The organism is Pseudomonas sp. 1D4, assembly GCF_001728925.1.
In the GTDB taxonomy this organism is placed as follows: Bacteria; Pseudomonadota; Gammaproteobacteria; order Pseudomonadales; family Pseudomonadaceae; genus Metapseudomonas; species Metapseudomonas otitidis.
The window spans coordinates 1-12,650 of record NZ_LXJQ01000013.1; the positions used below are offsets into that span (position 1 = coordinate 1).

Annotated in this window: 6 protein-coding genes; 5 read left to right on the forward strand and 1 reads right to left on the reverse strand. The window is 66.9% G+C overall.

Annotated elements, in window-relative coordinates:
- A partial coding sequence (locus tag A7D27_RS09070; protein WP_139134072.1) for a tandem-95 repeat protein occupies window positions 1–6,240 on the forward strand: 6,240 nt, incomplete at its 5' end.
- Between the two features lie 259 nt (window positions 6,241–6,499).
- Complete coding sequence (locus tag A7D27_RS09075) at window positions 6,500–6,838, forward strand: tryptophan synthase subunit beta (protein ID WP_069561432.1); 339 nt, start codon at window positions 6,500–6,502, stop codon at window positions 6,836–6,838.
- Window positions 6,839–6,887: 49 nt separating this feature from the next.
- Here the strand turns inward: A7D27_RS09075 and A7D27_RS09080 are convergent, their stop codons facing one another.
- Complete coding sequence (locus A7D27_RS09080; protein WP_069561433.1) at window positions 6,888–7,847, reverse strand: class I SAM-dependent methyltransferase; 960 nt, start codon at window positions 7,845–7,847, stop codon at window positions 6,888–6,890.
- Window positions 7,848–8,002: 155 nt separating this feature from the next.
- Between A7D27_RS09080 and A7D27_RS09085 the strand changes: the two genes are divergently transcribed.
- From A7D27_RS09085 to mqo, 3 genes are all read left to right on the forward strand, one after another.
- A complete protein-coding gene (locus A7D27_RS09085) occupies window positions 8,003–9,529 on the forward strand; it encodes a diguanylate cyclase (RefSeq protein ID WP_069561434.1) in 1,527 nt (508 codons plus the stop codon).
- A 119-nt stretch (window positions 9,530–9,648) separates the two neighbouring features.
- A complete protein-coding gene (locus tag A7D27_RS09090) occupies window positions 9,649–10,143 on the forward strand; it encodes a DUF1543 domain-containing protein (protein WP_069561435.1) in 495 nt (164 codons plus the stop codon).
- Between the two features lie 612 nt (window positions 10,144–10,755).
- On the forward strand, window positions 10,756–12,348 hold the full coding sequence (gene mqo, locus A7D27_RS09095; protein ID WP_069561436.1) for a malate dehydrogenase (quinone): 1,593 nt from the start codon (window positions 10,756–10,758) through the stop codon (window positions 12,346–12,348).
- The last annotated feature ends 302 nt before the right edge of the window (window positions 12,349–12,650 follow it).

The following is a 12,650-nucleotide window of genomic DNA, read 5'->3' on the forward strand; positions in this document are numbered from 1 at the left end:
CTGGCTCCGAACAGCACCGCCAGCGTCGACGAAGACGGCACCCTGACCAGCCGTGTCCCGGCCACCGATGTGGACGGCGACAGCCTCACCTACACGCTCAAGACCGGCACCACCCAAGGCACCCTCACCCTCAACACGAACGGCGAGTACACCTACGTACCGGGCAAGGACTACAACGGCAACGACAGCTTCGTGGTCACCGTCAGCGACGGCAAAGGCGGTGTCACCGACACCGTGGTCAACATCACCGTCAAACCGGTGAACGACGCCCCGACCGCCACCCCGTCCAGCATCAGCACCGACGAGGACACCCCGGTCGACGGCCGCGTGACCGGCAACGACATCGACGGCGACACCCTCACCTACAGCATCGCCAACGGCAACGGCCCGCAGCACGGCACCGTGGTGATGAATGCCGACGGCACTTACACCTATCAGCCGGCCAAGGACTTCAACGGCAGCGATACCTTCACCGTCACCATCAGCGATGGCAACGGCGGCACCACCACCAGCGTGGTCAGCGTCACCGTCAAGCCGGTCAACGATGCCCCGGTGGCCCCGAACAGCACCGCCAACGTGGACGAGGACGGCACCCTGACCAGCCGCATCCCCGCCACCGACGTGGACGGCGACACCCTCACCTACACCGTGAAGACCGGTACCGCCAACGGCACCCTGACCCTCGACCCGAACACCGGCGAGTACACCTACAAGCCCAACGGCGACTACAACGGCCCGGATCGCTTCGTGGTCACCGTCAGCGACGGCAAGGGCGGCGTGGTCGACACCGTGGTCGACATCACCGTCAAGCCGGTGAACGATGCCCCGACAGCCGTCAACGACACCGCCACCACCCAGGAAGACACCACCGTCACCCTCGACGTGCTGGCCAACGACCGCGACGTGGATGGCGACAGCCTGGCCCTGACCGGTGCCACCGCACAGCACGGCAACGTCAGCATCGTCGACGGCAAGCTCGTCTACACCCCCACCGGCAACTACAGCGGCGCGGACACCATCACCTACACCATCACCGATGGTAAGGGCGGCAACAGCACGGCCACCGTTCAGGTCGGCATCCAGGCCGTGGCCGATGCCCCGAACCTGGGCACCCAGGCACCCGGCTCCGGCACAGCCCCCGCAGCCACCGGTCTGCTGCAGCAGAGCTGGAACAACCTGGCCCTGGGCAGCGGCGGCAATGGCGTCAACCCGGCCACCCTGAAGAGCGCCATCGACGCCGCCGGCACCCCCACCAGCAGCGGCAACCTGAGCGATGCCCACATCGACAGCGTCAATGCCGGCGTGGCCAACAAGCTCTCCGGCCTGATCTACCTGGAAGCGGGCCAGACCTACACCTTCAGCGGCACCGGCGACGACAGCGTGATGGTCGTGGTCGGCGGCACCACCGTGGGCAGCGCCACCTGGGGCGGCAACGGCGGCCAGTTCAGCGGCAGCTACACCGCCCAGCAGAGCGGCTACTACACCCTGGACATCTACCAGCACAACCAGAGCGGCCCGGGCGCCCTGGACGTCAACGTCAAGGTCGGCAACGGCCCGGTGCAGGACCTGTCCAGCGCCAACGTGCAGCTCTACACCAAAGCCAGCGACCTGACCGGCAACGGCCTGCACCTGTCGGATCTGCATGGCAGCGACGGCAAGGGCTACTACCAGCTCTACAACGCCAACGAAGGCGACGAGGACAGCAGCATCCCGCTGTCGCGCCTGACCGCCTCGCTGAACGACACCGACGGCTCGGAAAGCCTCTCCGTGGGCATCTCGCAGATCCCCGAGGGCGCCACCCTGACCGACGGCGTGAACAGCTTCACCGCCACCAGCAGCACCACCACCGCCGACATCAGCGGCTGGAACCTGGGCAACCTGAGCATCACCCCGCCGGCCAACTACAGCGGCAGCTTCGACCTGAAGGTCACCGCTACCGCCACCGAAGGCGCCAACGGCGACAAGGCCTCCACCTCGCTGACCCTGCCGGTCACCGTACACCCGTTGAACGATGCCCCCACCGGCGCCGATAACAGCGTGCGCACCGACGAAGGCACCCCGCGCAGCTTCAGTGCCGCCGAGTTCGGCTTCAGCGACGTGGATGCCGGCGACAGCCTCAAGGCCATCCGCATCAACAGTCTGCCGGGCAACGGCAGCCTGAGCCTGAACGGCACCGCCGTCACCGTGGGCATGCTGGTCACTGCGGCGCAGATCGCCTCACTGGTCTACACCCCCACCGCCAGCGGCAGCAGCAACGGCTCCTTCAGCTTCTCCGTGCAGGACCAGAGCGGCCAGTTCTCGACCCAGCCCAATACCATGACCATCCAGGTGGCCAATCTGGATGACGCGCCCGGCCTGGCCGACAGCAGCGTCACCTTTGCCGAGAACACCGGCGCCGGCACCACCATCGCCGACCTGAGCGACCGCTTCACCGGCACCGACCAGGACCGCGACGGCGAGCCGCTGTTCTACAGCATCACCGGCGGCAACGACGCCGGCCTGTTCAGCATCAACGCCAGCACCGGGGTCATCACCCTAGCCAACGGCAAAACGCTGGACTACGAAACCGCCACCCGGCACCAACTGCAGGTCAGCGCCACCGACGGCAAGACCGCCGCCACCGCCACCGTCACCGTGAACGTCACCAACGTGAACGATAACGGCGTGGCGATCAGCGACAGCGACACGGCCGCCAACCAGGTCAACGAAAACGCCGTCAACGGCACCGTGGTCGGTGTGACCGCCAAGGGCGTGGACGACGACGCGGGTGCCACCATCACCCAATACGAACTGGTGGACAACGCCGGCGGCCGCTTCGCCATCAACGCCACCACCGGTGTGGTCACCGTCGCCGACGGCACCAAGCTGGACTACGAGAGCGCCACCAGCCACACCATCGTGGTCAAGGCCACCAGCTCCGACGGCAGCACCAACACCCAGTCGTTCACCATTCAGGTGGGCAACATCAACGACAACGGCGTGGTGATCACCGACAGCAACACGGCCGCCAACCAGGTCAACGAGAACGCCGCCAACGGCAGCCTGGTGGGCATCACCGCCAAGGGCGTGGACGGCGACGCGGGCGCCACCATCACCCAATACGAACTGGTGGACAACGCCGGTGGCCGCTTCGCCATCAACGCCACCAGCGGCGTGGTGACGGTTGCCGATGGCACCAAGCTGGACTACGAGAGCGCCACCAGCCACACCATCGTGGTCAAGGCCACCAGCTCCGACGGCAGCACCAACACCCAGTCGTTCACCATTCAGGTGGGCAACATCAACGACAACGGCGTGGTGATCACCGACAGCAACACGGCCGCCAACCAGGTCAACGAGAACGCCGCCAACGGCACTGTCGTGGGCATCACGGCCAAGGGCGTGGACGGCGACGTGGGCGCCACCATCACCCAGTACGAGCTGGTGGACAACGCCGGTGGCCGCTTCGCCATCAACGCCACCACCGGTGTGGTGACGGTTGCCGATGGCACCAAGCTGGATTACGAAACCGCCACCAGCCACACCATCGTGGTCAAGGCCACCAGCTCCGACGGCAGCACCAACACCCAGTCGTTCAACATCCAGGTGAACAACGTCAACGAGGCCCCCGTGGTGGTCGCCGGCGCCAACGTCAACGGCGTCGAAGACACCCACTACACCTTCGCCTGGAGCGACTTCAAGGTCAGCGACGTCGACGCCAACAGCACCCTGTCGATCAAGGTCGAGAGCCTGCCGATCGAAGGCAAACTGCAGATGCAGGTGAACGGCGCCTGGACCAACGTCACCGCCAACACCACCGTCACCAAGTCGGTGATCGACGCCGGCGGACTGCGCTTCGTGCCGGACAGCAACGAGTCCGGCCACGACAACTTCGGCGGCACCGGCGTCGGGCTGAACCAGGCCACCTACGCCACCTTCAAGTACAGCGGCAGCGACGGCGCCCTGAGCACCGCCAGCAGCACCATGAGCATCGACATCGCTCCGGTGGCCGACGTACCGACCCTGACCGTGAAGTCCGCTGCGACCAGCACGCTGTTCACCACCACCTGGGACTCCGCGCCCAACAGCAACAGCACCTCCCAGGACGTGGCCGGGCCGACCTTCGAGGACTGGACCCTGGTCACCACTGGCGACGTTCGCAGTGGCGGCAGGAACGTGTTCGAAGTCTGGGCCAACGGCGACAGCATGCAGAACCAGGCCGGCAACTCCATCACCGTCAGGCTGCCGGGCACCAACAATGGGGACGCGCTGGAACTCAACGACGCCGGCGGCAACATGTCCCAGACCCTGGGCGTCACCCGCAACGTCGCCACCGAGGTCGGCAAGGTCTACGAGCTGAACATGGACTACGCCGGTCGTCTGGGCTTCGACGCCAGCTTCACCAAGATCGCGGTCTACCTCGGCAACACCCTGGTGGGCGAGTACAGCTCCACCAGCAGCCAGACCAGCCTGAACTGGGAGAACATCCACTTCAGCTTCACCGGCACCGGCAAGACCGAAGCGCTGACCATCAAGCTGGCCGGCACCTCCACCGACTCCGCAGGTCGCGGTGCGCTGATCGACAACATCACCCTCACCTCCTCCCAGGGCGTGGTGGCCGGTGACGGCGGCGTCAGCGGCAAGACCAGCATCGCCCTGGCCAACTACATCAGCGGCGCGCTGACCGACACCGACGGCTCCGAGAGCCTGCGCTACGACCTCTCCAACCTGCCCAGCGGGGCCAGCGTGGTGGTCGGCAACACCACCCTGACGGCGACGAACGGCGTCATTTCCCTGACTGCAGCCCAGTTGGCCACCGCCAAGCTGCAGGTCAGCGGCTCGGTACGTGGCGAGATCGACCTGGACGTCAAGGCCGTGTCGGTGGAGCCCAACGGCAACACCGCCAGTTCCGCCAGCCAGCACCTGACGCTGAAGATCGTCGACGGTGGCGTCGGCCATGAAAGCCTCACCACCAACACCATCAACGTGGCGGACACCAGCACTGCGCTGTCCAGCGGCCTGACCGGCGAATACTGGGGCTACGCAGAAAGCGGCAGCACCCGGCCGAACCTCACCAGCCTCAAGCTGGTGGAGGACTACGTCGAGTCCCGCAGTGGCAACAGCACCAGCCTGATCGGCTCCAACGACAACGCGGCCGCCGCATCGGTCAACGCCACCTTCGTCGCCAACGTCATCGACTACGGCCTGAGGAACGGTTCCCCGGTGTTCAGCGACGATCTGGGCGACAACCGCAGCCTGTCCAACGGTGCCACCATCGGCAGCTCGGGCAACAACCGGAACAACCTGTACGACTTCCTCACGGCAGCCAGCACGGGCAACGTTTCCAACCTCAAGGCCGGCGGCGCGGGCCTGGGCGACACCTCGGACGCGATCATCCGCGCCCACGGTTTCCTCGACCTGGCCCAGGGTGGCACCTACGACATCCGCGTCACCGCGGACGACGGTTACCGCCTGATGATCGGTGGCCAGGTGGTGGCCGAGGCCGACTACATCCAGAGCACCACCTCCAAGGTGTTCAGCGGCATCGGCCTCAGCGGTGACCTGCAGGCGCTGGAGCTGCTGTATTGGGACCAGGGCGCCGCGGCCAGCCTGAAAGTTGAGTTCAAGCTCAGTGGCAGTGCCGACTCCACCTACAAGGTGCTGGGCGCCAGCGGCAGCGGACTGGAGATCTTCCAGGCCCCGGGCGCCGGGCAGGAACTGGTGCAGACCGACACCGGCTGGGCGCTGCATACCATCGGCACCACCAACGGGACCGAGGCCAGCGACCTGATCAACGGCAGCAAGTACGCCGACATCCTCAACGGCGGCAACGGCCACGACGTGCTCTACGGCAACGCTGGCCACGACCTGCTCAATGGCGGTGACGGCAATGACCTGCTGATCGGCGGCGTGGGCAACGACACCCTCACCGGCGGTGCCGGCGCCGACATCTTCGTCTGGAAGGCCGGCGACATCGGCAACGACGTGATCAAGGACTTCAACGCCGGCGAAGGCGACCGCATCGACCTCAGCGACCTGCTGCCCGATGCCGCCAACGCCAACAACATCCTTGACTACCTCAAGGTCGACACCACCACCAGCACCCTGCAGGTGAGCACCAGCGGCAACGTCGCCAACGGCGCCGATGTGACCATCAAGCTCGAAGGCGTGGACCTGACCCAGTACGGGTCGACTTCCTCGCAGATCGTCAGCTCGCTGGTGGCCGGCTCCGACCCGTTGGTGAAGACCGAGCACAGCTGATGAGGTCCCTTCCCGCCGCGCCCGGCCGCGCGGTGGGAAGTCCACCCTGCCCGGCCGCTGCAGGGCGCCCTTGAAAACCCGGGCGCGGTCGTCAGCGCATGGCTGAACGCCGTTTACAGGGTGTGAACAAGCCTGTTGCACCCGTTGACAACACCACACGATGACAACGCAGGTGGCTTTAGAAAGTGCCTGTTGTCTGCCCGCCGAGCCACGCGTATAGATGTGCGTCCGGCGCACCATGTCCAACCAGGGGGTATCCATGCTTTACGTGCAGCGCGACGACCGGGGCAAACTGGTCCGCGTCGAAGCGGCCGAGTTCGCCGGCCACCACGGCCAGCTCCCCGCCGACGATCAGGAAGTGCTCGCCTGGTACTCCAACCAGACCATCGAGGCCAGCCTGCTGCAGCTCAAGCAGAGCGACAGCGAAATGATCCGGGTGCTGGAAGACCTGATCAGCGTGCTGATGGCCAAGGGCGTCCTGCGCATCACCGACCTGCCACCGGCTGCCCAGTCCAAGCTGCTCAGCCGGACCCAGGCGCGGGAAGCCCTGGGCGGGCTCAACCGGCTGATCAACGACGACGATGCAGGCGTGATCTGAACGCCGCACCGGGCAGGCTCACACCGCCTGCCGCCCTCCAGGCCAGCGCTCAGACCCCGGCCGGCCCGGCACCGTCCCATTCGAACACCAGGGCCTTGAGCCCACCCTCCGGGTCCTCGTCGGCGAACTCCGGTGGGTTGGCCAGGCGTTCGCGGAACACCAGCCCCGGTGCTTCCTCACCCATCGTGCGAATGATGAAGTCGGCACCGGTGGACGGGTCGTTCACACAGGCCAGCACCCGCGCACCAGGCGCCAGCAATTCCGGCACGCGGCGGAGAATCTTGCGGTAGTCCCGGTCCAGCTCGAAGCTGCCGCGCTGGAACGACGGCGGGTCGATGATCACCAGCCCATAGGGCCCTTCCCGCTTCAGCCGCCCCCAGGACTTGAACAGCTCATGCCCGAGAAAGCTCAGCCGCCCCAGTTCATGGCCATTGAGGCGGTGGTTGTCACGCCCACGGGCCAGCGCCGCGCGGGCCATGTCCAGGTTCACCACGGCCTCGGCACCACCGGCGATGGCCGCCACGGAAAAGCCGCAAGTGTAGGCGAACAGGTTCAACACCCGGCGCCCTGCCGCCACCTCGCGCACCCAGCGGCGGCCATGGCGCATGTCGAGGAACAGGCCGATGTTCTGGTTGCGCATCAGGTCCAGCCGATAGGCCAGGCCGTCCTCGTGCATGGTCCAGGCATCCACTGCCTCGCCCCACAGGCACTCGGTCTCGCTGCCGGGTCGGTAGCGGTGCTGCAGCAGCACACTGCGAACGGCTCCAGCAGGCCAGACAGGCACCTCGGCCAGTGCCAGCAGCAGCGCGCGCAGTTCCTCCAGCGCCTCGGCCGGAGGCTCGCGGAACAGCGCCACCAGCACCACGCCCTCCAGCCAGTCCACGGTGACGTGCTCCAACCCCGGCCAGAGCCGACCACGCCCATGGAACACACGCCGGGTTTCGGCCGGCGGCTCAGCCAGGGCGGTGACGAGTCGGTGCCGGAGAATGTCGAAGGAGTCGGGAGTCATGGCGATATGCGTCGGGAAAAGGGGCGGCATTCTAAACCAAGGGCCGCCTCGCTGGAGTCATCGGCGCCTTCCGCTACGCTCAGAACCAAGGTTCCCCCATCCGGGCACCGACACGGCCGCCCGGACCCGCAGTACCCAGGATCACGACCCCGAGCATGAATGCATCCGCCCCTTCCAAGCCTCCTCCCCATCAGCGCACCCAACGGTTGGCACGCCTGTTCACCACCCTGGCCATCCTGGCGATCCTGGCCATGGAGGCCTGGCAGGTCTGGCTCGACTACCGGCAGGAATTCCACCGCGCCGAGGTCAGCGCCACCAACGTCACCGGAGCCGCCGCCGAGCACGCGCGGGACGCCATCCGCCAGGCCGACGCGCTGCTCTACGACCTCATCGAGCAAGTCGAGCACGACGGCCTGGCGCGGCTGGACACGACCCGCATGCACCGGCTGATGAAGCGCCAGCAGCAGTTCCTGCCCCAACTCCACGAGTTGTTCATCTACGACAAGGAAGGCAACTGCGTGGTAACCGACCGCGAGGTGGGTGGCCAGCCGATGAACAACGCCGATCGCGAGTACTTCCGCTACCACCGCGACGACCCCGACGACCGGGTACACGTCAGCCAGGTGATCCGCAGCCGCTTCACCGGCGACCTGGTGATCCCCATCTCGCGGCGCATCGACGACCGCAACGGCCAGTTCGTCGGCGTGGCCGTGGCCACCCTGGAAGTGGCCTACTTCAACCGTTACTACGAAACCTTCGACCTGGGCGAGCGCGGCATCATCGTGCTGGCCGAGCAGAACGGCGCCATCCTCGTCCGCCACCCCTTCGACCCCTACGCCACCGGCCGCAGCCTGGCCAATACCCACATCGTCAAGGACCTGCTGCCGGAGGCACCCGCCGGGCTCACGGTGGCCCGCTCCTCGCTGGACGACGTCGAGCGCCTGTTCAGCTACCGCCAACTGCAGGACTATCCCCTGCTGGTGGAAACCGGCATCGCCACCCAGTCCATCGCCGCGCCCTGGCTCAACCAGGTGGCCCGCTCATGCCTCGTGGTGGTGGTCGTGATCGCCGGCCTGGTGCTGTTCGCCGCCACCCTGGTGCGGCAAATGGAACAGGGCGCATTGGCCGAGGAGGAGCTGCGCCTGGCCCACGAGACCCTGGAGCAACTGGCCCTGGAAGACGCCCTCACCGGCCTGGCCAACCGCCGACGCCTGGACGCCGTGCTGCCCATCGAAGCCAGTCGGGCCCGACGCCTGGGCACGCCACTGGGCATCGTCATGCTCGATATCGATTACTTCAAACGCTACAACGACCACTACGGCCACCTCGCCGGCGACCAGTGCATCCGCGCCGTCGCCCAGGTGCTGGCCGGTTTCGCCCGTCGCCCCGGCGACCTGGCCGCGCGCTACGGTGGCGAGGAAATGACCCTGCTGCTGCCCAACGCTGCCCCCGAGGACACCCACTGCATCGCCGAGCAGATCCGCCAGGCCGTGCGTGCGCTGGAAATCCCACACAGCGGCAGCGACCACGGCGTGGTCACCGTCAGCCTCGGGTACCACGTGTACATGCCCCTCCCCCAGGACAGCAGCCCCCACGAGGCGCAACTGCTGCGCGCCGCCGACGAAGCCCTGTACCAGGCGAAGGGTGCAGGCCGTGACCGGGTTCACCCGCCGGCATCCTGAGCCCTGCAGACCGTCAAAAAGCGCTGCACCGTGACCACAGCCGTGCGTTACCATGGCGCGCCGCCCGGCAGTGGATGCCGGGCGTTTTCCCCCTGTTCTTCCAAGGAACGACAACGACAATGCTGTACGTCGTCATGCTCGGTGGTCGGCACCCCCGGGCCAAGATCGAAGTCCACGACGTGGTGTTCGCCTTCGCCGACACCATCGAAGACACCTACCCCCGCCTGCGTGAAGAGTGGTTCGGCAGCCGCGAAGGCCTGCACATCGACTCCTGGATGGCCATCGAAGGCGTCGACGGCTACCGCGTCAGCCTCAGCAGCCTGGCCCCGGCGCCCGGCTCGCCCCGGCTCTACTTCATCAACCTCGGCGGCTACGAGCCCGGCTCCTTCGGCGAAGCCCACCGCTACCTGCTGGTGGTCGCCCGCGACCGCGCCGAGGCCAAGGAGCGCGGCAAGCGCCGCATGCACGCCGATTGGGACAAACCCCACACCGACGCCCTGCTGGACGTGGACGACTGCATCCCCATCGACCTGCTCGACGGCCGCTACGTGCACCTCACTGAAGGCGAGCACCGGGGCATCACCCAGCGCAGCGACTACATCGTCCTGTCCTGAGCCCAAGGGCCAGGCACCAGGCCGCCAGGCAAGACGACCGGACCCGCCGCATCAGGAAAGACTCAGCGCACCCGGCTGGATACCCGCCGGGCAGCCTGGTGAGGCTGGAAGACGGCCGCTACGGCCTGGCGCTGGACTTGCGCCCGAGCCAGCCGCCGAGGCCGACGCTGCCCCTCCAGGACAGCCAGGTGCCCAAGGAGAAAGCGCTTGCCAACGCCCTGCGACCGACGCAGGTCCCGGCCAAGACGCGGGACTGTCTCACCTCCCGTCAACGCATCACCGGCTGTATCGTTCCGCGCACTCGCGGTTGAGGCGGATGGGCGGATTTCCGCCACTCACCCCCCTCCAGACACCATCCGGATGGCGGGTACCCGCCACCCGGTTGGTGACGCGCCATCCTGCAAGCCCCGCGCCACCCAGCCTGCGACCATATGGCACAGCCCTTGCTAATTTGGCCGCCCACGGTGGTCTCGGACCACCGTTCGCAGCCGCCGCCACAGGCGACGGCCAGAAGAACGCAGCGCCACCGCCCGGTCGCGCCCTTACAAAGGGCCCGGCCACACCGCGTGCACAGGGTGGCAGGCGCAGCCCGGAAGACTGGAAGGTTCATCGATGAAGAAACTGCTGCTGGCACTGACGTGCCTGAGCGTGGTCGGCTGCTCCCAGCCCGACGCCCCCGAACAACCCCTCGACGTGCTGCTGATCGGCGGCGGCATCATGAGTGCCAGCCTCGGCACCTACCTCCACGAGCTGGAGCCCGAGTGGACGATCGAGACCTTCGAACGCCTCGACCAGGTCGCCGAGGAAAGCTCCAACGCCCTGAACAACGCCGGCACTGGCCACTCCGCCTTCTGCGAGCTGAACTACACCCCCGAGACCGCCGACGGCGGCATCGACATCAGCAAGGCCGTGGCAATCAACGAATCCTTCGAGATCTCCAAGCAGTTCTGGGCCTACCAGATCGATCGTGGCGTGCTGAAGAACCCCCGTTCGTTCATCAACAACGTCCCGCACATGAGCTTCGTATGGGGTGACGACAACGTCGCCTACCTGAAGAAGCGCCACGCCGCCCTGCAGCACAGCAACCTGTTCCGCGGCATGGAATACAGCGAAGACCACGCCCAGATCGCCCAGTGGGTACCGCTGGTGATGCAGGACCGCGACCCGGCCCAGAAGATCGCCGCCACCCGCATGACCATCGGCACCGACGTGAACTTCGGCGAGATCACCCGCCAACTGTTCGCCTCCCTGTCCGAATCACCCAAGTTCAAGCTGAACCTGAGCCATGAAGTGCGCGACATCGTGCGCAACGCCGACGGCACCTGGAAGGTGGTGGTGGCCGACCTGGCAAACGACGGTGCCGAACGCGCCGTCAACGCTCGCTTCGTGTTCATCGGTGCCGGCGGCGGCGCGCTGAAGCTGCTGCAGAAATCCGGCATTGCGGAAGCCGAAGGCTACGCCGGCTTCCCGGTGGGCGGCTCCTTCCTGATGACCCGCAACCAGGAAATCGTCGCCCGTCACCACGCCAAGCTCTACGGCAAGGCCTCGGTCGGCTCCCCGCCCATGTCCGTCCCGCACCTGGACACCCGCGTGGTGGACGGCCAGGAAGTGCTGCTGTTCGGCCCCTTCGCGACCTTCTCCACCAAGTTCCTGAAGAACGGCTCGCACATGGACATGTTCAGCGCCATCACCACCGACAACATCGGCCCGATGACCACCGCCGGCATCGACAACCTGGACCTCAGCCAGTACCTGGTCGGCCAGTTGATGCTCGACCAGGACGACCGCATGGCCGCCCTGCGCGAGTACTTCCCCGATGCGCAGGACGCCGACTGGGAACTGATACAGGCCGGCCAGCGTGTGCAGGTGATCAAGAAAGACCCGGTGAAAGGTGGCGTGCTGCAGTTCGGCACCGAAGTGGTGAGCGCCGCTGACGGCTCCATCGCGGCCCTGCTGGGCGCCTCCCCGGGCGCCTCCACCGCTGCGCCGATCATGCTCAGCGTGCTGGAGAAGACCTTCCCCGAGAAGCTCAAGAGCGACGCCTGGCAGGCGCGCCTGAAGGCCATCATCCCGTCCTACGGCCGCAAGCTGAACGACGACCTGGACCTGACCAACAGCACCCGCGCCTGGAGTCACGAGCGCCTGCAGCTGGAGTTCATCCCCGTCCAGGCCGAGAGCACCCCGGCCCCGGCCGCCGCACTCTGATCCCCCCCTGCCCCGCCCGCCCTGGGCGGGGCATCGCGGCTGAAGCCGCTTCCGCACGACATTCAGCTACAAGCCGGGCTGAAACCCAGGCTCCCAGGTGAAAACGTTCGCGAGCAGAGCGCGCTCCTACGGGACCTGAACACGCGCCTGGCGCGTTCCCGGACCGAAGTCCGGGCGACGGCAGCCTGAAGTCCTCACGCCCTGGTCGGCAATGCCCGGCCCTCCACGCCCTCACCGATCACCAGACCATGCCCGCCGGCGATGTGCGCCTCGGGTAGCAGGCGGCACTCCAGACAGGCGAC

Bases quoted from the DNA above. Each gene is read 5' to 3' on its own strand.
- A7D27_RS09075 (WP_069561432.1), top strand. From the start codon at position 6,500: ATGCTTTACGTGCAGCGCGACGACCGGGGCAAACTGGTCCGCGTCGAA.
- A7D27_RS09080 (WP_069561433.1), bottom strand. From the start codon at position 7,847: ATGACTCCCGACTCCTTCGACATTCTCCGGCACCGACTCGTCACCGCC.
- A7D27_RS09085 (WP_069561434.1), top strand. From the start codon at position 8,003: ATGAATGCATCCGCCCCTTCCAAGCCTCCTCCCCATCAGCGCACCCAA.
- A7D27_RS09090 (WP_069561435.1), top strand. From the start codon at position 9,649: ATGCTGTACGTCGTCATGCTCGGTGGTCGGCACCCCCGGGCCAAGATC.
- mqo (WP_069561436.1), top strand. From the start codon at position 10,756: ATGAAGAAACTGCTGCTGGCACTGACGTGCCTGAGCGTGGTCGGCTGC.